The 24226-nt window shown below is 38.6% G+C and carries 20 protein-coding genes; 14 read left to right on the top strand and 6 right to left on the bottom strand.

Translation table 11 applies throughout. From position 1 onward, the window contains the following. Positions 1-60 precede the first annotated feature (60 nt). Together EWM59_RS22085 and EWM59_RS22080 are read right to left on the bottom strand one after the other, a co-directional pair. Entirely contained in the window at positions 61-1326 is a 1266-nt protein-coding gene (locus EWM59_RS22085) for a nucleotide sugar dehydrogenase (protein WP_130023428.1), read from the bottom strand. Between the two features lie 709 nt (positions 1327-2035). Continuing rightward, the gene (locus tag EWM59_RS22080; RefSeq protein ID WP_130023427.1) at positions 2036-4480 is read right to left on the bottom strand and encodes an ABC transporter permease; all 2445 of its coding nucleotides are present in this window, start codon (positions 4478-4480) and stop codon (positions 2036-2038) included. A gap of 454 nt (positions 4481-4934) precedes the next feature. Between EWM59_RS22080 and EWM59_RS22075 the strand changes: the two genes are divergently transcribed. From EWM59_RS22075 to EWM59_RS22020, 12 genes are all read left to right on the top strand, one after another. Next, positions 4935-7991, top strand: coding sequence for a ligand-binding sensor domain-containing protein (locus EWM59_RS22075; protein ID WP_165372267.1), 3057 nt, complete (start codon positions 4935-4937; stop codon positions 7989-7991). Continuing rightward, a complete protein-coding gene (locus EWM59_RS22070; protein WP_130023425.1) occupies positions 7988-8626 on the top strand; it encodes a response regulator transcription factor in 639 nt (212 codons plus the stop codon). Before EWM59_RS22075 ends, EWM59_RS22070 begins: the two co-directional genes overlap by 4 nt. Before the next feature lie 250 nt (positions 8627-8876). After that, positions 8877-9989, top strand: coding sequence for a DUF2911 domain-containing protein (locus EWM59_RS22065; protein WP_130023424.1), 1113 nt, complete (start codon positions 8877-8879; stop codon positions 9987-9989). Between the two features lie 101 nt (positions 9990-10090). Further along, positions 10091-10927 (top strand): helix-turn-helix domain-containing protein, encoded by an 837-nt coding sequence (locus tag EWM59_RS22060; RefSeq protein WP_130023423.1) that lies wholly within the window; start codon positions 10091-10093, stop codon positions 10925-10927. Between the two features lie 174 nt (positions 10928-11101). Then, a complete protein-coding gene (locus EWM59_RS22055) occupies positions 11102-11977 on the top strand; it encodes a Cif family virulence factor (protein WP_130023422.1) in 876 nt (291 codons plus the stop codon). A gap of 55 nt (positions 11978-12032) precedes the next feature. Continuing rightward, positions 12033-13460: a formylglycine-generating enzyme family protein gene (locus EWM59_RS22050; RefSeq protein ID WP_130023421.1), complete on the top strand. Its 1428-nt coding sequence runs from the start codon at positions 12033-12035 to the stop codon at positions 13458-13460. A gap of 46 nt (positions 13461-13506) precedes the next feature. After that, positions 13507-13776, top strand: coding sequence for a DUF4369 domain-containing protein (locus EWM59_RS22045; RefSeq protein ID WP_130023420.1), 270 nt, complete (start codon positions 13507-13509; stop codon positions 13774-13776). 127 nt (positions 13777-13903) lie between these two features. Continuing rightward, positions 13904-14128 (top strand): hypothetical protein, encoded by a 225-nt coding sequence (locus EWM59_RS22040; protein WP_130023419.1) that lies wholly within the window; start codon positions 13904-13906, stop codon positions 14126-14128. A 53-nt stretch (positions 14129-14181) separates the two neighbouring features. Continuing rightward, positions 14182-15063, top strand: a complete 882-nt coding sequence (locus EWM59_RS22035; protein ID WP_130023418.1) for a TolB-like translocation protein — start codon at positions 14182-14184, stop codon at positions 15061-15063. 25 nt (positions 15064-15088) lie between these two features. Then, entirely contained in the window at positions 15089-16444 is a 1356-nt protein-coding gene (locus tag EWM59_RS22030; RefSeq protein ID WP_165372266.1) for an alpha/beta hydrolase, read from the top strand. After that, positions 16441-17556: a Gfo/Idh/MocA family protein gene (locus tag EWM59_RS22025; RefSeq protein ID WP_229239412.1), complete on the top strand. Its 1116-nt coding sequence runs from the start codon at positions 16441-16443 to the stop codon at positions 17554-17556. Before EWM59_RS22030 ends, EWM59_RS22025 begins: the two co-directional genes overlap by 4 nt. Before the next feature lie 41 nt (positions 17557-17597). Further along, complete coding sequence (locus EWM59_RS22020; protein WP_130023415.1) at positions 17598-18044, top strand: nuclear transport factor 2 family protein; 447 nt, start codon at positions 17598-17600, stop codon at positions 18042-18044. Positions 18045-18115: 71 nt separating this feature from the next. Here EWM59_RS22020 and EWM59_RS22015 read toward each other — a convergent pair whose 3' ends face one another. From EWM59_RS22015 to EWM59_RS22005, 3 genes are all read right to left on the bottom strand, one after another. Continuing rightward, positions 18116-18403 (bottom strand): hypothetical protein, encoded by a 288-nt coding sequence (locus EWM59_RS22015; RefSeq protein WP_130023414.1) that lies wholly within the window; start codon positions 18401-18403, stop codon positions 18116-18118. Positions 18404-18511: 108 nt separating this feature from the next. Then, entirely contained in the window at positions 18512-20923 is a 2412-nt protein-coding gene (locus EWM59_RS22010) for a PAS domain-containing sensor histidine kinase (protein ID WP_130023413.1), read from the bottom strand. A gap of 11 nt (positions 20924-20934) precedes the next feature. Continuing rightward, a complete protein-coding gene (locus EWM59_RS22005) occupies positions 20935-21372 on the bottom strand; it encodes a response regulator (protein ID WP_130023412.1) in 438 nt (145 codons plus the stop codon). Between the two features lie 256 nt (positions 21373-21628). Between EWM59_RS22005 and EWM59_RS22000 the strand changes: the two genes are divergently transcribed. Together EWM59_RS22000 and EWM59_RS21995 are read left to right on the top strand one after the other, a co-directional pair. Beyond that, positions 21629-22396 carry a 3-keto-disaccharide hydrolase gene (locus EWM59_RS22000; RefSeq protein ID WP_130023411.1) on the top strand — a complete coding sequence of 256 codons (768 nt, stop codon included), beginning with the start codon at positions 21629-21631 and terminating at the stop codon, positions 22394-22396. Between the two features lie 172 nt (positions 22397-22568). Next, positions 22569-23711 carry a PKD domain-containing protein gene (locus EWM59_RS21995; protein ID WP_130023410.1) on the top strand — a complete coding sequence of 381 codons (1143 nt, stop codon included), beginning with the start codon at positions 22569-22571 and terminating at the stop codon, positions 23709-23711. Positions 23712-23800: 89 nt separating this feature from the next. Here the strand turns inward: EWM59_RS21995 and EWM59_RS27785 are convergent. After that, a partial coding sequence (locus EWM59_RS27785) for a 3-coathanger stack domain-containing protein (RefSeq protein ID WP_165372265.1) occupies positions 23801-24226 on the bottom strand: 426 nt, incomplete at its 5' end.

Raw genomic sequence — 24226 nt, 5'->3', positions numbered from 1 at the left:
TTAATATAGAGTTATACGGTAAGTATGAAATTATTTATAAAGGAAATAAAAAGTATTCAATTATAATCTTATGTCGGCTATTTTTTTGTCTAAAACTGCCTTAATATCAAAAATTACTGAAAAACGGTCTTTTTTTAAAGCCTGAAAATCAATTGAAAGAAATTCCTGATGAGGTACGGCTAATATGATTCCGTGGTATCGGGCTTCAAGGTTTTGCAGAAGTCTGATGTCATATTCCTGTTGTACTTCTGCGGCATTGGCCCGGGGGTCATATACTGCTGTTTTTACCCCATATTCGTTCAGTTCTTTTATTACATCAATTACACCCGTGTTGCGTATATCGGGGCAGTTTTCTTTAAACGTAATGCCCATTACCAATACCTCGCTGCCATTAATGGTGATACCTCTTTGCAACATGGTTTTGATAAGCTTTGAAGCTACAAAAGCCCCCATTTTTTCGTTCACACTTCTGCCTGACAGAATTACCTGCGGATGATAGCCCAAAGATTGTGATTTATGCAAGAGATAGTGGGGGTCAACGCTGATACAATTGCCACCTACCAGCCCCGGCTTGAAAGGCATAAAATTCCATTTGGTAGCTGCTGCCTGTAATACCTCGGTGGTGTCTATGCCCATTTTATCAAAAATAAGCGCCAGTTCGTTCACAAACGAAATGTTTAAATCCCGTTGGGTATTTTCTATTACTTTGGCGGCTTCGGCTACTTTTATAGAGGGGGCAACATAAGTGCCTGCTTCAATAATACTTTGGTAGAGGGCATCTATCTGTTGTGCTGTTTCGGGTGTAGAACCCGAGGTAATTTTCTGTATTTGGGTAAGCGTACGGGTTTTATCGCCGGGGTTGATTCTTTCGGGAGAATACCCGCAAAAGAAATTCTGATTAAAGACCAGGCCGCTGTATTTTTCTAATACAGGCACGCAGTCTTCTTCGGTACAACCCGGATAAACCGTTGACTCATAAATAACAATATCGTTTTTTTTCAATACTTCTGCTACCATTTGCGTAGCCGTGAGTAAAGGCGTGAGATTGGGTTTCTTGAAATTATCGACAGGCGTTGGTACTGTAATAATGTAAATAGTACAGTCTGCAATAGCTTGTGGCTGGTAAGAGAATTGTAATTGCCGGGCAGATTTAATTTGCTGGGGTGTAATTTCCTGATTATGGTCAGAAAAATCAGTCAGTTCTGTAATTCGTTGTTGATTGGTATCAAACCCGATAGTTGGGTATTTGTGCCCGAACTCAACCGATAGAGCTAAACCCACATATCCTAAACCGACTACTGCTATTTTTATCTCGTTTGATTCCACTTCAAAAGGCTTTTATCAATAATGCCAGCAAGTTAGTGCGAAAATTGAAAATAATAGCATAGAAGTATTGCCAAATATATGCGAAGTAGAGATAGAGACTGGGCCTCCCCACATTGTGTGTTTAGCCGTAGAGATATGGTTGTATAGAGTAGTCAAAAAGATTCGTATTTTTGATGAAAATGCTTATTAGCTTTAGAAATCTATTAATTAAAAAACTCTCCCAATAGATGGATTTGTAGAGACAGGGCATTGTGTCGTTAGACATAGAGATAGGTACATTAGGATAAGACCTAAAGATTGGGTTGTTTTTTTGTAGAGACGACTTGCAGGCGTCTCCACAGGCCTGTAATTAGACGATAAATTAAATTGAGCAGGAAATCTTAAAAATAGACGTATCATTTTTATCATCGATATAGACCTTTGGAGACGCCTGCAAGTAGTCTCTACTTTATGTCTTAAATTTGTCTCAACTCTATGTCTAACGACACATTGCCCTGTCTCTACTTTGTACGAATCTATATGGTTTAGATTGTCTATAACTCTACATCTAACGACACAATACAGAGACGTTTACCCTGTCTCTCCCACAATCAGGAATTCTAAGAACATTTATTTTATGAAATATAATCAGGAGAACGAAGTTTTATCCACAATAACTAACCCTTTGCCCCACGTCCTCTGCTCCACGCCCCCTGCTCTTTGCCCCTCACTATTCACTTTTAAGTGATTTTACCGGATTTAATAAGGCTGCTTTGATGGTATTATAGCCAACCGTTAAGACGGCTATCAGAATAGCGGCCAGTCCGCCTGTTAATGGCATCCACCAGGCTATATTGATATGATAGGCATATTCCTTCAGCCACATATCTGAAGCCCGCCATGCAACAGGAGCGGCAACAATAATAGACGCAACTACTAATTTTAAGAAGTCTTTGGTGAGTAGGGTAGTAAGACTGAATACAGAAGCCCCCAACACTTTTCTGATACCTATTTCTTTCACACGTTGTTCGGCCGAATAAGTGGCTAAACCGAAAAGACCTAAGCAAGCAATAAAAATAGTAGATAGTGCCGCCCAAATCAGGATTTGTTGTCGGCGGGCATCTTCAATATAGAATAGCCGTAATTGCTCATCTAAAAAATGGTATTCAAATGGGTCGTCTTTATCGTTGTTCACCATCACAGCTTTTAGTTTATCTAAAGTACTTTGAATATTGATACTTTCGATTCTTGCTGTATAATAGTCAACACCATGGATCGGATTCTGGATATAACCTAATACAAGAGGTTCAATCTTAGTTTTCAGTGACTGAAAATGAAAATCTTTCACAATACCAACTACCCGAACGGTGATAGGGTTGTCTAACGTGTTAAAAGTTTCAGCTCTTGCAATCGCCGGAATGGTAATTAATTGATTACTGGCTTCTTTGATATTTAAAGCCTTTGCTGCTGTTTCATTGAGAATTACATTCCCTGAGTCAGCTAACTGCTCAAAATTTCGGCCACTTAATAATTTAACATTGAAGGTTTCCATGAAATTCTCATCTGCTGAAAAGTAAAAAGATTCTTTTTCTGACTCCACACGCATATCCGGATAGGCCTTTACTCTTCGGTAAGTTTTCCATTCACCGGGTACTCTCGAAGTGGCAGAAACATTTTTTACTCCACTTATTTTTTTCATTTCATCTTTTATACTAATCATATTTTCACGGGCAGCTCCCGAGTTTACATCTATTATCACCATCTGGTCTTTTCTGAAACCTAAATTGGTATTATTCAAGAATTTGACTTGTTGATACACCACCAACGTGCAAATAATCATGATAGTAGAAATGGCAAATTGCATAAATACCAGACCTTTCCGCAGTGATGTCGCCATATTACTGCCTGTTTTCAAACCTTTTAAAAGATTTAGTGGCTTGAAACCGGATAGGAGGAATGCAGGATAAAATCCTGAAAACAGACTTGTAAAAATACATGAACCGATAGCTAAAAGCCAGATTCTATAGTCAGTATTGAACCCAAGCGTAAGCTCTTTATTAGCAAATTGGTTGAAAAATGGTAGGATAATCTGCAAAAGCAAAACCGCCAGAACAAATGAAATGGTGGTGATGATGAAGGCTTCGAGCAAAAACTGTGTAACAAGACTTCCTTTTTCGGCTCCTAATGATTTTCGCACGCCAATCTCTTTGCTTCTGTTTGAGGCCTTGGCGGTAGATAAGTTAATATAATTGATGCCTGCAATGAGTAGGACAAAAAGAGCAATATAAATGAAAATCTTCACATAAAGCGGATTCCCCTGTGCTATGGCTGTTACATTGGTGTTTCTGGCACCGTCATAAATTCCCTCTGACTTTAGATGTACATCTTTCAGATTTTGTAAGGCAAATGAAAAAGTAGTTCCGGGTTCGGGTTTGAAATTCTTAAGTACCAGATTTTTTAGATTGGCGGATATAGTTTCAGAGTTAGTTTTAGGTTTTAATAGAAGGTAAATGGAATATCTACTGGAAAGCCAATCGTTTTGGAATAAGCTATCATCGAATTTCTTATCTTCTAATATTACATTATTGAATGCAAAAGTGGAGTTTTTCTGATGATTTTTCAAAACTCCGGTGATTTTAAGGGGGGCTTTAATATGGCTAAAATTTAACGTTTTGCCTAATACATTTGTAGTCTTGAATCTGCTTAGTGCCAATTCTTCAGTAATTAAAATAGAATTGGGCTCAATCAGGGCAGTTTCTTTGTCGCCCTCTAAAAGGGGGAAGTCAAATATCTTCAGAAAATTTGCATCAACAATCGTTACATCCTCCTGAAAATTGATGTCAGGTTTTTCAGGGTTAATCAGATTTGCTCTTCCTGTCCGGGTCATGCGTGTAGCATTCTCTACTCCGGCAATTACTTTTTTTGATTCTTCAGCAATTTTGTAACCCCCAGCCGCAATCACAGTCTGTTCTCCTTTCTCACTTTTATGCTCGATAAGTCGGTAAATACGGTCTGCCTTGCTGTGTTGCTCATCAAACGTTAGTTCGTCGAAAACAAACAGGCCAATCATAAAAAAACAAATCAAGCCAAAGGTTAGCCCTGCAATATTTAGCAGGCTATATAACTTATTTTTGAAGAGGCTTCTCCATGCGATTTTTATATAATTCCGAAACATAAGTGAAGAAATTTAAGTGAGGGGTTAATTACCTATCCGAAAATCTTATGCCAAATAATTAATAGATTGATAGTCAGTTTTTTATGCGGATATATTATTTATTTTTGTCCGAAAATGGACAGTTTAACGTCCGCTTTTATTACGGTGTCGGGAATTTTCAATGGCGAATTAGCGATTAGCGAATTAGTGAATAATTATGCTAACATTCTATACATGAGATGTCGGTGAATAGACCCCCGACTATATATCTCTATTTCATTTTTGGAGATGGTGGTAAAATTAACTAAGCAATTTTCTCAAAATATTCACCATTCGCTAATTCGCCATTCTCGATTTTAAATCCCCCCAAATTGGGTGAGATTCAGATAGTTATTAAATTCGTACATTAGCAGTTCAATTCGGGTGTATGTTAGCAAGATTGTTTTTTATTTTATTTTTAATAAGTTTCAGATTAGTGGCTATACCGTCTTTAGACCAGATTGGTCTGAAAGAAGGATTAAGCCAAAGTGAAGTACGTACAATTCTTCAAGATAAAGAGGGTTATATGTGGTTTGGTACGCAAAACGGGCTCAACCGCTACGATGGCTCTCAGATGAAGCATTTCTATAATAATCCTTTTGAAAAAAATACACTTTCGAACGACGATATAACTTTTCTGTATGAGGATTCGGGAGAAAAACTATGGATAGGAACCAAGCATGGACTGAATAGTTTTGATAAAATCTCGAAGGATTTTGAAAGGCATACCGACCTTTTTGGTAAAAATAAGCCCGACTATACCTATGTAGTTACGGGTATTGTAGAAGACAACCAGAAAACGCTATGGGTAAGTACCTACAACGGGTTGTGGCGTCTGGTACCGAAAGGGAAATCTTATAAGGCGATTCATTACAAGCACGATTCCACCAATCAGAAGAGCCTTGGGAGCTATGGAGTAGGCTATGTGATAAAAGACAAAAATGGCGGAATATGGCTGACAACCAAAATAGGATTAAGCAAGGTATCTATCAAAAACCCGGATAAACAGCCCGAACAACAACAGGTTGAGTTTTTACATGCCAACAATGCACCACAGGATTTTTACAAAAAACTGAACTTCCCGATTCAACGGATATTCTGCGACGAACAGAACAATATCTGGGTAGCGGCGCAGGAAAAGCTATATAGGTTAAAGGTTAAAACAGGCGAGTTACAGGATTTTTCGGAGCAACTGATTCTGCCTGATGTTTTTATCTCGGCACTGATGGTTGACAGGTTCGGGACAATATGGGTGGGTACTATTGCCAGAGGGGTATTCAGGTATCAGGTAAGAGAAAATACACTTGAACTGATTGAGCATATTGAAGAAGATGCCCTGAGTAAAAAAGGGCTGAAAAGTAGTGCCATTTTCTCGATTTATGAAGGAAAAGAAGCCAACGAGGATATTGTCTGGATAGGTACCCGAGAGGCAGGCGTGCATTTGTTCAGCCACTCAAAAAACAGTTTCAAGCAGTGGGACAAGGTGCTTGCCAGAGAAAACTCTATGGCGGCTACTTCGGTTTTCGGGATATGTAAAGATAGTTATGGCGATATATGGGTGGGTACATACGAAGGGTTGTTTAAGATAAATTCGCATACATCCCGGTACAAAAAGTATATTTTTAGTACCACCAATAACCGGATGAACTCACATCAGGTTATTTTTGAAGACTCGGGTAAAAACCTGTGGGTTGGCAGCAACGAGGGGGTTTTCAGGTACAATAGGGCGGCAGATAAGTTTTATAATTTCCCGATTCCGAAAATAAAAGGCAGAGAACCGTCGGTGATGCACTTTTTAGAAGACCGGAATCATTCAATCTGGATAGGAACCGGAGGGTACCTCTTGCATATTGAAGGCAATAAAATGAAACGCTACGACCAGACACCCGAGGGCGTGATGCTCTCGGTAGGCGCATTGAAAGAAGATAACCAGGGGAATCTGTGGATAGGGACGTATAATGGACTGATAAAGTTTAATCCGGCCAAAGAGACATTCAAGACCTATGCCAATGACCCTAATCAGCCCAATAGCCTGATTAATGACCTGATACTATCGATATTGTTTGATAAAAATAACCAGATATGGGTAGGAAGCCCGAAAGGATTGAGCAAACTGGTGGTAGAGAAGGGCAAAGAGCGTTTTGTACACTATACCGAAAAAGATGGGCTGCCCAACAGCTTTGTGTATTCGACACTGGCTGATGCCAAAGGCCGAATATGGATGAGTACCAACAACGGAATCTCTTGTTTTGACCCCAAAACTAAAACATTTCAGAATTATTCTTCTGACGACGGCCTGTCGAACAGGGAGTTTAATTCAGGGGCTTATTTTCAGACTAAATCGGGTGAGATTTTTTTTGGTGGCTTAGGGGTTTTTGTGAGTTTTCATCCGTTGCAAATGACCACTAACCGCCATTTGCCAAAAACAGTGATTACCTCTTTCATGAAGTTTGAAAAAGAACAGAATTTAGATAGCCTGTTGATGAAAGACGGAAAGATAAAGCTGAATTATGACGAAAATTTCTTTGCCTTCCGTTTTGCTTCGCTCGATTTTACAAACCCTGAAAAAAACCAAATAGCCTATAAGTTAGAGAATTTTGATAAAGACTGGATTTATTACGGTACCCGTCGTTATATCAATTTTACAAATCTGCGGGCAGGCGAGTATAAACTGAAAGTAAAAAGCGCCAATAATCAGGGCTACTGGAATGAAAAAGATATTCTGACTATTCCAATTTCGATTGCGCCGCCTTTCTGGCAACGTTGGTGGTTTTATCTGCTTTCGTTTGTAGTGCTGGGTACAATGGTGATGACTTTTTACCGGGTACGCATAAACCGGGTTTTAGAGATTGAACGGGTGAAACTGGAAGAAAACGAACGGGTAAGAAAAATTGCGGCACAGGATATGCACGATGAGTTTGGTAACTCGCTCACCCGTATTTCGCTCCTGACCGAATTAATCAAGAATAAACTGAAAAAATCGGAAAGTGAAGAAGCACTGGTGTTGCTATCTAAAATAGGTGATAATGCCGGACGATTGTATCAGGGAACGAAAGATTTTATCTGGGCGATTAATCCCGAACATGACAATATGTTTGAGATTGCCATCAGAATCAAGGATTTTTGTGATGAGATTTTAGATAAACGAGATATAAGATTTGTTTGCGAGGGGATTTCGGAAGACTTTGAAGCCATCAAATTGCCAATGGGTGCAAGCCGACATCTGGTGATGCTTTTTAAAGAAGCCATTATGAATACCCTGAAACACGCCAATGCTACCGAAGTAAAACTGAACTTTAAGGTAGAAAATAAAAAGCTGATGATATGCTGGCAGGATAATGGCATAGGTATTCAGGCCAATAAACCAAATAATGGCAACGGACTGGGGAATATCCGCAGCCGTGCCGAGAAAATAGGGGCAGAGGTAGAAATAATTTCAAAAAATAACGAAGGAACAACAGTGAAGCTGGTCATCAACAAAATAAAAAAATGAGCTACCAAAATACAAACCTTATCAAAATCTGCCTGGTAGAAGATGATAATATTATTCGGGAAGGATTTGTGATGCTTTTGAACGAAAATCAGGGATTTAAGGTGGTAAGCGCCTATAATAACTGCGAGGATTTTCTGAAAAACGTGCAGAACGATAAACCTAATGTGGTATTGATGGATATTGAGCTGCCGGGTATGAATGGCATAGAAGGCATAGAACGCACAAAAAAGATATATCCGCATGCACAGATTATTGTAGTAACAGTCTATGAAAACGATGATTTGGTGTTCAAAGCTTTATGTGCCGGAGCAGGGGGGTACCTGACTAAAAATATGCCGTCTCAACGATTAATTGAGGCTATCAGGGAGATTATGGGTGGCGGAGCACCCATGAGTACCAATATTGCCCGACTGGTAGTGGCCTCGTTTCAGAAAAATCATAATTCACCTTTATCGTCGAGAGAAACAGAGGTATTGGAGTTGCTTTCAAGAGGAAAAAGTTACAGCAATATAGCCGAAGGGTTGTTTATTGATAAAGAAACCGTAAGAACCCATATCAAGAATATTTACTGGAAACTGGAAGTACACTCAAAAGCCGAAGCTATTGAAAAGGCCATGAAGGAGAAATTGATATAAGTGTATGAAGATAATAAAGTAGATTTGGTAAATTGTAGAGACCATGACATTGAGAAACTGCTCAGTCCTGGTCTCTTTTTATTCAAATGAATTTCCCTCAATTTTTTAAGGTTTAAAAATTGAAAAAGGTCAGAATAACTGAAGAAGTTATATCTGGATAGCGTTTTGAAAGAACTTGCACAAACTTGGAAAGCTTTTGATAGGGTCAATCTTATCCCAAAATCTACATTTGTTCTAAAAATCTAATACTATGAAAAAACTACTACTTTTATTGGGCTGCACTTTGTGTGCTTGCCATAGCTTTGCACAGCCAATTACGCAACCCATAGCCGGAGGTAACAAAAAAGCCTCTGTCTCTGAAATAATAGGCATAACAAAAGTGTCTGTTAATTATGACCGACCTGCAGTAAAGGGTCGTGAAAATAAAATCTGGGGTGCTGTAGTACCTTATGGTTTTGCAGACTATGACTATGGTACTTCGAAGGCCGCTCCATGGAGAGCAGGTGCCAACGAAAATACTACCTTTGAATTTGACACTGAAGTATTTATTGAGGGCAAAAGTTTACCTGCAGGAAAATACGGTTTTTTTGTAGCTATGGGTAAAGAAAAAGCCACTCTGATTTTCTCAAAAAATAATAATGCCTGGGGTAGCTTTTATTACGAACCCAAAGATGATGCTTTACGGGTAGATGTAGCGGTAGGGTATGAAAAAGAATCTGTAGAAAGACTGAAATACGAGTTTTCGAACCAAAGCGACCAGGAAGCTACCATTACACTGGCATGGGAGTATGCCAGAATCCCGTTCAAAGTATCAGTGGATTTGAATAAACAACGGCTTGAAGCCTATAAAAGAGAATTTAATAATGGTAATTTCTACCGATACTGGCAGAATATGTATGCAGCCGCCAATTTTTGTTTAGTCAATAATATCAATCTAAAAGAGGGATTATCGTGGGCTGAAAGCTCAATTAATACTTACTTTGGTGAGGCCAATTTTCTTACCCTTTCTACTTATGCAGGGCTGTTAGAAAAAAACGGACAAACTACCAAGGCAGACTCTGTGCTGAAAAAAGCATTTCCGATGGCTACTATGCTGCAACTCAATACGTATGGCAATAGTCTTTTACGTATGAAAAAAGACAAGGAGGCTTTAACTGTTTTCAGACTAAATTTTGAAAAACACCCTGATGATATATATACCTGTCTGGGTATGACAAAAGGCTATTATTTTAACAACAACCTAACAGAAGCCATAAAGTATGCTGAAAAAGGTAAAGCCATAGCCAAAGACGAAAACACAAAAGCCTATTTTGAAGAAATGCTGACAGATATTAAATCAGGAAAGCCACTGACGAGACAGTGAAAGTGAACAAATCAATTTAACAAAATTTAAAACACATTGTCAGAGATTTCTTGGAGTATAATTGCTAAATTCATCTTGTTTTATGAAAAAGTTATTTGAAGATGAGCTACCAGGAATTTCCAATCCCAGCAGTTTTAAAACCTTATGTGTCAGGCATATGGGCCGATAGAACAAGTTATTCGAGGGGTAACTGTCATAAATACTGGTTTCCGAACGGAACCATAGAGCTGATATTTAACCTCGGTACTACCTATCATAGAAAAAGTCTGGAAACAGGAGGTAAACACGATTCGGTAGCCACGCCTGTGGTAATTGGACAAATGAAAAAGGTAATAGTCTTAGAGCTATCTCCTAACAATTATGTGGTAGGTATTCGTTTTACACCTACGGGTTTTTCGGCCTTTAGCCGTATTCCTGCCCATGAACTGAGCGAAATGCAGGTGCCGGTAAATCAGGTTTTTGCCAATAAAGATTACCTGATAGAAGACCGTGTAAGAGAAGCGGTATGTATCCATGAAAAAATAGCAGTCATTACCGATTTTTTGTGTAAAAACCTGAGAGATATACCCGCCAGTAATTTAATAAATAAGGCCATACAAGAAATAACGGTAAGAAACGGAGACATAAAAATAAGCACACTTGTGGAAAAATCAGGAGTTTCGGATAAAACCTTAGAAAGTAAATTTAAACTTTCAGTAGGGCTAACCCCTAAAGAGTATGCCAAAATATGTCGTTTAAACAGCTTTCTGCTGAAATTTAAAGAAAATAATCTATTAAGCCTGACCCGCCTCAGTTGCGAAACCAATTATTACGACCAGTCGCATTTTATTAAAGAATTTAAAAACGTTGCGCATTTTACGCCCAAAAACCTGCTGAAAGATACTTCTAAACTGTTTGACATTAATTTGTTGTCAATGAACTTGTCTAAAATCTCTTAAGTGTCACCGAATGAAACGGCCCGCCGTTTCATTCGGTGAAAATAATGTTTGATAAGTTCAATGAAAAACCTGTAGTCCACTCGACTCTCTCTATAATAAAATTCCTGATTTCGATTTTTTACAATTTTCCACACTTTTTAATACTTTAATTTGTGATTATTAAATCTGATTTGAATGAAAGTTACAAGATTTCTTTGGCTTGCTTTGGCTTTTTTGTCAGCCGGATGTTTTGCCCAGCATAAATCTGAGACAAGCTGGCAGGAGATGGTTAAGGCTGAAAGAGCCTTTGCTGCCTACGCCCAAAAGACCAATACAAAACAGGCATTTCTGAAATTTATGGCACGTAATGGTATAAAATTCCAGAAAGGCGAAGCCATGAATGCCATTCAATTGTTTGAAGCATTGCCCGATACTGAATCAAACGATTGGCTATCTTGGTGGCCTGTGTTTGCTGATATGGCTTCTTCAGATGATTTAGGCTATACCTATGGCCCGTGGCAATACTTTACTTCAAAGACTGACTCGGTACCTACTGCTACCGGATTTTTTTCATCAGTCTGGCAGAAACAACCGAACGGTGAGTGGAAAAATCTGGTAGATTTAGGAACTTCCTATAAGACCAATTTCAGCAGAACAGAGGAAGTAGCCCATGCAAAAATGCCTTTAAAAAAGCTATCGGCAAAGGTGGATAAAACGCAGGAGCAAGCCGCTCTGATAGCTTTAGATAAAAAGTACATCGCCGAACTAAATCAGCAATCGGCTTCATTTACGCCCACGTATTATTCAACCGAGGGTAGAATCCATCGACCTAATGAAGCTCCGGTTATCGGACTAAATGAAATCCGGCAATATCAGGAGGGCGATAAAAATTTCTCTTTCAGTTACCTGAATGCTGAAGTGTCAGCGGCGGCCGATATGGCTTATACTTATGGCAAAGTAGCTGTAAAACTTCCGGGCGGACGGATAATTAATGCCAATTATATCAGAATCTGGAAAAAAGAAGATAGTAGCACATGGAAAATAATATTAGATGTAATCGGGATGTCATAATGCTACAAACCTGTTAAGCTAACCCGAGTTCAACCTTAAAGAGTCAACTAAAATTATGAAAAAGCTTACAATTGTATGTGTGATTTCTTTTATCACGGTTTATAAAGCAACGGCATCTGATTTAAAAATTGAGCAAGTGCAATGGCAAAGAGAAAACAATAAACTCTATGCACAATTGCAGGTATCGTGGAAAAACGCCTGGAGAAATGAAAATAACCACGATGCTGTCTGGTTGTTTTTCAAGCTAATGCCTAATCCCTATACCGATAACAATACCTATAATCATGTAAAAGTTGAAGCCAATGGGCATAGACTGATAAAAAATCAGTTAGCAGGGAGCCCTGAGCCGATTTTTGAAGTAGCAAAAGACCATATGGGGTTATTTATTATGCCTGCCAAATCTCACCGTGGTAATATCAGCTGGAGGATTTCGATTGCTCTTGAAAACACAGAAGGCAATTTATACGAAAAAACCTTTGCCGCTTATGGGTTAGAAATGGTGAGTATTCCACAGGGAAAATTTACTTTAGGAGAGGCCGATACTACCTTGCTGAAAACAAATTTTACTTTTTTTTTATCGGGAGGTAAGGGCGAATTTAAAGGGCTTTTTCCGGTAAATGCTGAAACAGAGGAGATAAAAGTAAGTCCTGATGCCGGGTCGCTCTATTACCATTCAAAAACAAAAATTTACAATGGCGACCAGACAGGAGTTATTCCAAAGGCTTTTCCAAAAGGTTTTCAGGCGTTTTACCTGATGAAATACGAACTCACACAAGGGCAATACGCCGATTTTCTCAATTGTATTTCAGTTACATCTTCATTTCAAAGAGCCAATTTTGGTGGTAAAGATTATGAAGCATACAGAGGTTCTATTTCCCTGAAAGACAACGTTTATCTGGCGAAATCACCTGACCGCCCTGCCAATTTCATCAGTTGGGACGATGCGATGGCTTATGCTGACTGGGCAGCCTTGCGGCCTTATACAGAATTAGAGTATGAAAAAGCCTGCAGAGGGCCTTTGAAACCCGTCAATCGTGAATTTCCGTGGAATACTTCTTCAAAAGAAAAACTGATTCGGTATGTCAATAAGCAAGATGAACTTGTGTTTGCCAATGGGGTAGAAGAAAGTACTCTAAGCAATACCAATAAAGAAGAATTTGGTGCCTCTTATTATTGGGTAATGGATTTATCTGGTAGTGTCTGGGAACGGGTAATTACTATTGGCGATTCAACTGGGCGTGCATTTAAAGGCACGCATGGTGACGGATTACTTAAATATGGATTTGCCAACAATACAGACTGGCCTGTGGGGTGTACCGAAACATCAGGTTTTGGTTTCAGAGGTGGGGGTTATTATCACCACGACCAATTGATTGGTGATTTAAACCCTAATGCTACGCTTGCCAATCGTACGTTTGGTGCGTGGTCAGGTGGCATGAGGTCACTGGCCTATGGCAGCCGTTTTGCCAGAACTAAAGATTAATAGAAAAATAGTACAGAACGTGTTGTCTCTTTTATAACAAAAAATTATGAACATTATAAAACTTATTACTTTACTCTGTTTTTCATTTCCGGCCATTGCTCAGTTAAATTTTCAGGTTAAAGGAAAAATCAACGGTGCTGAAAATCAGACTGTTTTACTGATTACCTCTGCGCAGGATACGCTGGCAAGTACCCAGATAACCGGAGGTAAATTCAGAATTAAAAGTAGCATTGGTGAGCCTCAGCTCTGCTACTTTCAGGATTCAAAGAAAAAATTCCGCTTGCCAGTTTTATTGAAAGTGGCAATACATCTATAGAGATTGAATTGAATGAAGAGACCAATAAAATAGTAAAAACCATTATTAAGGAGCACCTGCACATGAATTGTACCAGAAGCTTTTAAGCGCCGAAAAGGGGCATTTAACTCCAGATGAGGTAAAACAGATGCAAAACAGGCTGAAAGCCAACGATACAACTTCTATTAATAACCTGAAAAAAGTAAAGAGCCGTGAAATGAATGAAGCCTATGGAAACATCAGAACTATATTCGTCAATAACCCTGATTCGTATGCTTGTGGCTATTACCTTGGCTCTATCCGAAACATCGGGAAAGAAAGATTAGCCAAAATGTATAGCCTGTATAGTCTACTGTTTCCTAAAATTCAGTAAAGCCATTCCGGGCAAAAATTTTATAACCAGTATCAAAAGGAAAACCTGAACCGATGAGATTATTACCTATGTATATTTTGTTCTCAAATCTGCTTTTTGCACAGAAAAACTTACCTGTCAATTATTTGAATGAGGTACCACCCAAACGAGTAGCTAAAGTATTTGGAAATGGCATAATGAGTACTGAACGAATTGAGCATTCAGCACCTGCTTTTTCGCCCGATGGTAAAAAAGTACTTTGGGCAGTAATGAAAATGCCTTCTTATCGAATGCAGATGTTAGAACTCAATTATACAAACGGACAATGGTCTAATCCAGAAATACCGGGCTTTTGCGATAGTTTAGCAGACTTTTCATTTCCGAATTTTAGCGTAGATGGTAAAACCCTGTTTTTTAGTTCTAATAAAAAGATTAACAAAGCCGACACCTTAGCCAAAGGTAATCGGCTCTGGTATGTGTCCTTAAAAGGTGATAAATGGGGAATCCCGAAGTTAGTAGAAAATCTGAAATCTTATGAAGGTATTTATGGTAATAGTGTTGCTGCCGATGGAAGTGTTTATTTTACCTATGGTCCTCATCGCTCACCTGACTGGAATATATTTTCTTTAAAAAACGGAGATAAACAACCCTCCTCTTTACCGACTAATACAAAAAACTATGAAGATGGTCCGTACATTCACCCGAACGAAGAATACATGATTTTTGAATCAAAAAGAAATGATGGTATTGAAAACAGCATTGATTTGTATATTTCATTTAAAAAGAATGATGAATGGTCAGAGCCGGTTAATATGGGTTCAAAAATAAATACTGCCTTCTCAGAACGATTTGCCAGAGTGTCTCCTGATGGGAAATACCTGTTTTTTGGAAGTAATAGAAATGGGAATTTTGATATTTTCTGGATTGATGCTTCTATTATTAATGAATTTAAATAGGTACCTTATTATGCGATTATTTTATATGATTCTTATTCTCCCATTTTTGGCAATCGGTCAAAAAAATGAGACTACAAAAATTGAGATATGGGAGCGATTCAATTTCTTTTCGAAAACCCTGAATGAAGAGCGTGAAATATTGACTTATAGCCCTAAGTCAGCAGAAAAACAGAATGCTCATTTTCCGGTCATTTATCTTTTTGATGCCGAATCTTTATTCCAACCACTGGTAGGAACCCTGAGTTTTATGAACTATAGTTCTTCACTGCCACAAATGCCTGAGGCGTATATTGTGGGCATTGTCAATAAGAATAGAAGTAGAGACATGCCCACCCCTCAGGAATTTTATCAGGCACAAGGAGTGCAGCAGTTCAATGATTTTATCAGTAAAGAACTACAACCTTTTATCGCAAAGAAACTCAGAACAAACGGATTAAATATAGCTGTTGGTCATTCACAAGGAGCACTATTTGCAACTTATCTGCTAACTCAGAACCCTGCACAGTTCCCGTTCGTATTAGCCCTTGATGCCCCTATGAGTGTTTCAAAAACTTTAGAGACAGATTTTTTCAAAAAACTTTCGGATAATTGTGCCAGTAAATACGTATCGGTAAAAGCCATTTATGGATGGGAGGCAGAAATTCAGAGTAAATGCGAAAACCACAGACAAATCAGCTTGCTTAACGAAAGTCATGAAACAATGCCTTTGAAAGGAATGTATGAGGGTTTGAAACTTCTGTTTGAAGATTATCTGCCTAAAGACAAGGATTTATCAATGGAAACGATAAAAGCCTATTATGAAGGGCTTAGCAGCAAATATCATATTACTTATCCTATACCTGCGATTGTTCTACTGGAAAGTGCCAAACAGCACATCGGGCAATCGGACAAAAAAACAGCAATAGATTTATTGACCGAGCATGATAAGCTAATGGGTGAAACTGTGAGAAGCAAGCAATTGAAAAAAGAAGCCAATGCTATTACTACAAGTCCTGATAGACGAATGACCGATGCCCTGAACCACAGAGGTCCTACTGCGGCTGAAATAGCTCCGTTTTTGGGTGTATGGTCGGGCAAATTAAAAGTACCCAATGGCGAAGATTTACTGATTGATTTTGAAATCAAGCAAATCAATAACAAATATGTGATGCAGTCGACCATTATGAATTCCTTCAAAATAAACTCAGATTTTTTGTTTGTTAATCAGAAAAAACAATTGGTCTGGGGCAGAAAACACGATGGGGGAGGGATATATTACTCTATTGGTGAGTTGACTACTAATGGACAAAAAATTAATGGCACAGAAGACCTGATAGGATTTGTGTTTCCTAAAGAAATGCCAAAATTCATCGTAAATACCTTTGAGTTTATCAAAAAATGAGTGCTGAATTAAAAAATATCTGTATGCAAGGAAGAAGAAATTTTGTAAAAACAATGGCTCTGGGTTTACCAGCCTTAAATACGCTGAACTTCGGTTTTACTGCTACCAAACCATTAGGTGTAGCTTTGGTAGGTCTGGGCAATTATGCCACCTTGCAGTTAGCACCTGCCTTACAGCAAACGCAACTTTGTAAGCTGACGGCCATTGTAACAGGTACGCCCGAAAAAGCCGAAAAATGGTCGAAAGAATACAATATTCCCAAGAAGAACATCTATAATTATTCTAATTTTGATGAAATCAGAAATAATTCTGACGTGGATATTATTTATGTAGTATTGCCAAATGCGATGCACGCCGAATATACCATCAGGGCAGCACAGGCAGGCAAACACGTGATTTGTGAAAAACCTATGGGCATGAATGTAAAGGAATGTGAAGATATGATTGCCGGCTGCAAAAAGGCTAATGTAAAGCTATCGGTAGGATATAGGCTTTATTTTGACCCTTATCATTTAGAAATGAGGCGACTGGGTAATGAAAAAGTGTATGGCGATATTCGTTTGATGGAAAGTAGCCTTGGGTTTTCGATGGCAAATCCCAAAGTCTGGCGACTCAATAAAGCTATGGGCGGCGGCGGAGCTATCATGGACTTAGGCGTCTATTGTATTCAGGGAGCCAGAAGAACCATAGGCGAACTACCTGTGGAGGTTTCGGCGCAGGGGTTTATTATGGATAAAACCATTTTTAAAGATATTTATGAAGGATTTACCTTTATGATGAAGTTTCCGAGCGGGGCTATTTCTAATAGCACCACCACGTATTCGTCTTATGTGGACAGGCTACATGCCACAACGGGCTGGCAATGGTTTGCCCTCAATCCATCTTATAATGCTATTGGAACAGCTGGACAATTTTTTGACGGAGAGATAAAACCAATGAATTTCCAGAGTAAAGATTATCAGCAGATAAACCAGTTAGACAATTTTGCCAGATGTATTATTGACAATAAAACATCTGTCGCTTCGGGCGAAGAGGGGCTGATAGATTTGAAAATTATTGAAGCCATCAAACAATCTGCCGATACGGGTAACAAAGTGACTTTAAAATGGTAATTCTATGAAAATTACTTTTCTACTTTTTAAAAACTATAATTATGAAAAAGAAAATTGCTCTGCTAACCGTGTTGTTTGCTACTGCCATGTATGCGCAGGCACAAACCAGTCAGGATACTGAACGCATCACGCAAGCCTGTATGAATTATATTGAGGGGTTTTATGAGGGCGATACCCTGAAAATCAAAGCCTCCTTACGGCCTACCTTAACCAAGTTCGGGTATTTTAAAAACAAGCAAAGCGGCAAGTTTGAAGAAGACGGGTATATGACCTACAAGCAGGCTATTGATTACGCAGCCGGGGTCTATGCCAAAAAAAGATTCCCTAAAGCAGATGCGCCTAAGGTGGTAAAAATATTAGATGTATCGTATAATACTGCCGCCGCCAAAATTACGGCCTGGTGGGGTACTGATTATTTATTATTATCAAGAAACGGAGATAACTGGATAATTGACCAGGTATTGTGGGAGGGGCCTCTGGTGAAATAAAATTTGCCTAATAAATTTTTAATTGCGAGTTAAAAACAAGGCGACGCCTCGTCTCGTTTCTTTATATACTATTATTCAGGCAATTGAATTGTTCCTCGAAATAATCTTATTTCATATATACTGCCATCATGTTTCCTACAAAAAATAAGCTCTCCTTTAACAGTTGAGCCAATAGGAGAATAATTGCCATTTCTGTACATTTCAGGTATTAAACCTCCCATATCAATAATTTCAATTAGTACATTAAACTGTTGATTAGGTACAATTTCAATAAAATCACCAAAAGGCATTTTACTAATTACTTTGCCTTCTACTTGTTGTCCATGCTTAAAAGTTTTGATGGCTTCTTCAAACGTCATATTTTCTGACAATTATGGGTTTATCAGTCAAAGAAAAACTGCATAATTGTATCGTAAAAATAATAAGTATTCTTGGGATTTTTAAACAAACATTTTACCTGCTATCAATCAAATCAAAGGCGTAAAAATATGAAAAGTTGCCCCTTTGTCAGGCTCTCCTGTAGCTGTGATAAATCCGTTGTGGTTCTGGATAATCTTCTTGCAGATAGCCAACCCAATGCCTGTACCTGAATATTCGTTCTTATTATGCAGTCGCTGGAACAATTCAAAAATCTTCTGGGCATACTGCTGGTCGAAACCAATGCCATTATCGCTGATGCTTAACAAATGGTAGTTTTTGCCTGCTACTGCTCCCTGATTGAGATAGTTTTTGCCTGTTACGGTTTTAGAAGTTATCTTTATCTCAACAGGTACTCCGGGTTTGCTGTATTTAATGGCATTGCCGATAATATTTTCTAATAACTGCTGAAACTGGAAGGAAATAAGGTTTAAATCAGGGAGTTTAGTATAGGAGATAGTTACGTTTTTTTCTTCAATACTTTCTTTAAGCGTATTTCTTACTTCTTCCAATAAGGTATTCAGATTGGTTTTCTCAAATATTTTCTCGGCAGAGGTGGCTCTTGAAAATGCCAGCAAATCGTTAAGCAATTTCTGCATCTGGTTAGCCGAGGTAATGATGCGAGGCAGAAACTCTTTAGCTGTATCTGACAGTCGCTCAAAATCTTTCTCAAAAATCCGGTTGCTGAATAGTTTTATTTTCCGAAGCGGCTCTTGCAGGTCGTGGCTGGCAATATAGTTAAACGAGGTTAATTCTTCGTTACTGCGCTGTAATTCAATGTTTTTCTGTTCTAATTCCTGATTGATATGGTACTGTTCGGTAACGTCCTGACAAGTCCCGGTAAGTTTAACAGGCTTGTTAAATTCATCGGTTATTACTTCGCCTTTGCCCTGTAATACCCTTATGGTACCATTGTCCCACACAATGCGTATGACATAATCCTCTGCTTTATTGGTTTGCAGGGCATTCTGGATTTCATCTAACCGCCGACCCCGGTCGTCAGGGTGAACCAATGAAAGGAAACGCTCAAAATGTATTTTTTCCGATTGAGGTTCAAGCCCGTAAATACGGTACATTTCATCACTCCAGTCAATTTGGTTATTAGGTATATCCCAACTCCAGTTGCCGATATGTGTCAGGGCTTGTGCCTGTTTGTGTAGTTCAACCGTATGTTCTAATTGTTGCAGTATGGTATTGCGTTCGGTAACATCCATCACAGTACCTCTCATTCTGATTGGTTTCCCGTCCTGAAAAGTAACAATTCCCCTCGACCAGATTATTTTTTCCGTTTTATTCTTATAACGGTATTCACATTCGTATCTGCCGTCGCCTGTAATAGCTGCGTTAATAGCCGCTGTGAGCCGATCCCGGTCGGCAGGGTGTACAAATTGCAGAAAGGAGAGATAATCTTTGGCTTCGTCGATTTCAAATATTTTGAGCAGTTGGTCTGAATAAAGAGAACTCTGCGTTTGTAAATCCCACTCAAAACTTCCTAATCCTGCTATTTCCTGAGCTTCACTTAATTGCAGCTCACGGAGTTGCAGTTTTTGTGAGGCCTCTTTTTCTTTATTAATATCAAGCGTTATACCGATAATTTGTGAGGGTGCACCCGCTTCGTCTCGTCGGAATACCGTTTCATAAACCCTTTGCCAATGGTATCCGTTTTTTTTGTTTTTGACCCTGTATTCAAGGCTTCGTATTTCTCCATCAGTAGCCGAAGAAAAATTGCTGAGGTGCGCCATTCGCTGTTCATAATCTTCAGGATGTACCAAAGCAGCAAATACATCTGCCCCAAGGTTTTTAATTTCTTCATTGGTATAGCCTAAAAATTCTTCTCTTTTACTGGTTGAGTAAACTTCTTTAAAAGAAATTATATCAAGCACATAGACAATACCCGGTAAAGTGTTGTTTACTTTTTCTATAAAATAGAGATTTTCGTTTATTTTTTGTTGCTTGATATTGAAAAGCGTATTGTAAGATTTTTCTTCGTAAGTAAGGATAAACAGGTCAATTTCTTCTAATATATGGTTACATAACTGCCAGTCTGTGGTATAATCGGGTAAAAAATGGCGGAAGGCTTTGCGTCGGGTAAAACTAACCGTTGAAATATCCTGCGCTACAATATCTTCACTTTGCACTAAAGGAAGTTGGTTCTCAATCCATCTTTTTAAAGATAAATCAATAAACTCTTCTACACGATTGGAAACAAAATAATTGAGGTATTCGATAGTACCCTCAACCGACAACTGCATGAGTTGCTCTTCGGGCATATTCTCAAAAAATTTCAGCAAAGGCACTTCTATCTCGCGCGATACCTCAAGCGATTTCCGGGTGTACTCTTCTAATTTTTTCGTTAGCAGATAATTGGCATAATCCGGCAAATAATGAAAATGCAACTGATTAGGCATAATAGCTTCATCGGCAGAACGGGTGGCGTCTGACTTGTTTTGAGTAAGAGTCATGTTTCAAAATTTTAATACTTTAAAACAAATTTTTCTTTTTCAGGTTGTGGTTTGTACTCTTCACATTTCAGAGTAAAAACTTTCTTTAAGATAACTTTCAGTTTAAGGTATGAGTCAGGTTTTGAAATGTACAGATTAGCCCCTGCTTGAAAGGTGGAATTAATCTGATCGACATTAGAACTGGTAGAGTAAATCACTACGGGTATGTTCTTGTAACGTCGGTTGTTTTTTATTTCATGTAAGCATTCCTGACCGTTTTTGAAGGGCATGTTTAAATCAAGAAAAATGGCATCGGGTAATTTATTTGAAAGCATATTCATGAGTTCGATTCCATCACTAACAGTTTTAACTGTTACCGAACTCGCTGCTTCTGACATCGCTTCTTTGAAGAAAATACGGTCATCTTCGTCATCATCAGCAAGAATAATTTGATAATTATGTGTAGTCATGCAGTTTTTTATAGTTTGGTCTAAGGTATCAGAGCAAAGAATACAGAATTCTTATCGACAAAAGTAACAGAAAGCAAACAAAACGTATAGCAATACCACAAGTTTAATTAAAAATAAATGACGCACGCCGCTTAATTATCCTGCTTTTGAATGAAAAGCATAAATTTGTGTTAAAATTACATATATTTATTGAACTATCTCTTTTTTATTTTGTATTCTTACCATTTTAAAAATCTATTTAACTTTTTTGAACCAGATGAATAAAAACAAACTGTTTACTCTTTTTGTAGCATTCCTGTTTACAGGCAATTATATACAGGCGCAGATAGGCGTGGGTGCCAAAGCACCGAAAGATGCCGTTGTCTATCTTGATGGCACCCGCCAAATGCTTGATGAGAAATGGACCTACTGGGAAGGCCCCAGATTAGCGGCTTCGTTGCCTATTAAATGGTTTATCGTAGATGACCCTGCCGGAAAAGGTACCGCAGTCAATACCAATGACCCTGCCGCCGCAGGAGGGAAATATGGAGCCGCTGATATTGTAACCAAAGATACTTTTCGTGATTTCAGGGCGCATGTTGAGTTTTATATCAGCAAACCCGGTGGCAATAGTGGAGTATATCTGCAAAACCGCTATGAGATACAGGTTTTAGACGGCGACTCAACCTCGCATGGTCTGGCTGCGGTTATCAACGAATCTAAATCGCCGTACTATGCTTACAATGGGGTAGGGAAGTGGAATGCCTACGATATAGTTTTCAGAGCAGCACGTTTTAAAGACGGCAAATTAGTTGAACAACCGATGGTAACCTTGTATTTCAATGGTAAAAAAGTACACGTAAACCAGAAAATCAGTCAGGTGTGGGGTGGGCCAAACTCCGGGATTGATGGCGGCAACGACGGCGGCAAAGGCATTACAGATACCCCCGGAGGCTTGAAATTACAGGCCGAAGGGCACGATGTGCTATACCGCAATATCTGGATTAAACGACTGGACTTGAAAAAAGCGGATACTGATTTCTGAGGGTAACTGCTATTAAAAAAACAGCCACTTTATCTATACCGATGAAGTGGCTGTTGCTTTTAAAAGTAGTGTAATTTTACCCTTATTTCTATCTTTTGCCAGCCGTTTAGTTGACAGATAAGCAAAAAAATGATTAATTTTAAACCTCCTCACCTAAGAAATATAAACTCATATGAAAAAACTGTATTTGATTCTGTCTATTGCTTGTTTGCTGTTTGCCTGTAAAAAAGAAACCGGGCCTGTAATGCCTGAGACTACTGACTTCATCAAGTCGCTCAATCAGACTGCTTACGATGAAAATGCCGGAGTAACTTTGCAACTGAAAGTTTTTCCTTATCAGCATGATACTGAAGTAAGTGTTGATTGGGGCGATGGAAAAACTGACAAAGTGCAATTTAAACCTAAAGAAATTACGGCCGATGCTATTTTTACTTTTTCGCATAAATATGCTAAAAACGGTACGTATAAAATAAGTTTCAGAGCGGTTAATGCTGTTACTTCAAATTCATTAGAGACAGAAGTAAATATTACCAATAAAGTACCTGAACCAAAAGCTGATTTTTCTTATGAAGTTTTAGAGAATGGTAAGGTCAGATTTAAAAATCTATCTCCCGAGGCCGGACTAAAGTATTATTGGAACGATACAAAAACACAGAACAGAAGCCGTTTGGCAAATCCTGAATTTATCTATGAAAGAAACGATAGTTATCCGGTTTTTCTGACTGTGGAAGACAAATATGGCCAAAAAACGACCATCACTAAAAATGTAAGTATTACTAATGCAGTAACTAAAGAAACGGCATCATTTAAAGGAACGATTTTAAACGAGCAGTATAGTTTCAGCGAAGATGGTAATGAATGCAGAACGATGCTTTCTGAAACAGACCCTTTATCAACTAAAATATTGAATACCATAGTTTTAAATGTGGCTGGAAAAAAGATTGAGATGACACTTAATGGTATGTTCCATGTATTAGGTTCAGCCAACCCTGATTTTAGTATTAACGAGCGGGTTGAAAAATTCAGACAATATTTAGTACCCGGCATAAAAAAAATCGGTGTACAAACCCATGACCAATGGAATGCCTCTGTGAAATATGAGAACAATGGCGGTACGGTAATAAAACAATTTACAGAAGTGCCTGATGCTCAGATTGAAATTACCGATGTAAAAGAAATAGAGCAACCTGCTTTATTTGATGGTTTATACAAACAGGCTTTCTGGGTTACATTCAAGCTAAAAGCAGATTTTAAACAATTAGGAAAAATAGACGGAACGCTTAAAATCAGGTATCTGGTTTATCGGATGGATTGAATCAGGAATTATTGATAAGCAAAAAAATGAGTCATTCCAAAATTCGGAATGACTCATTTTTGTTATGGCTGAATTTCTTAATTGCTTACCTAATTACAACCTTGTATGACAGCATTGAATATACTGCCGGAGGCTGTGCTAAAACCAGGTTGCAAAACAATTGATTTTCCGGCCTGATACAAGACATTCGGCTTTGGATTAGTGGCGTCCTGACCAATCTGACTGGTTGAAATAATGTTTTGCGTTACCTGAAACTTAGAAGTACCCGTTAATATATTATCTGCATTAGACAGTGTTACATCTGTTGCATTCACAGTTATTACTCTGCTACCACTCCCACCTGCTGAACAGGTTGCCGTATAAGTTCCTGTAGCTGCCGGAGTAACAGTTATACTGGTTCCGGTGGCTCCTCCCGTCCATGTAATAACACCCGGGCAACCGCTTGCCGTAAGTGTAACCGATGTATTAGGACATACAACCACAAGAGCAGGTTGTATCGTAATCGGGTAATTACA

The sequence above is a fragment of the Emticicia agri genome (genome assembly GCF_004168285.1).
GTDB lineage: Bacteria > Bacteroidota > Bacteroidia > Cytophagales > Spirosomataceae > Emticicia > Emticicia agri.
The sequence above is the reverse complement of the archived record's forward strand: the minus strand, read 5'-3'. Positions and strand labels throughout refer to the sequence as shown.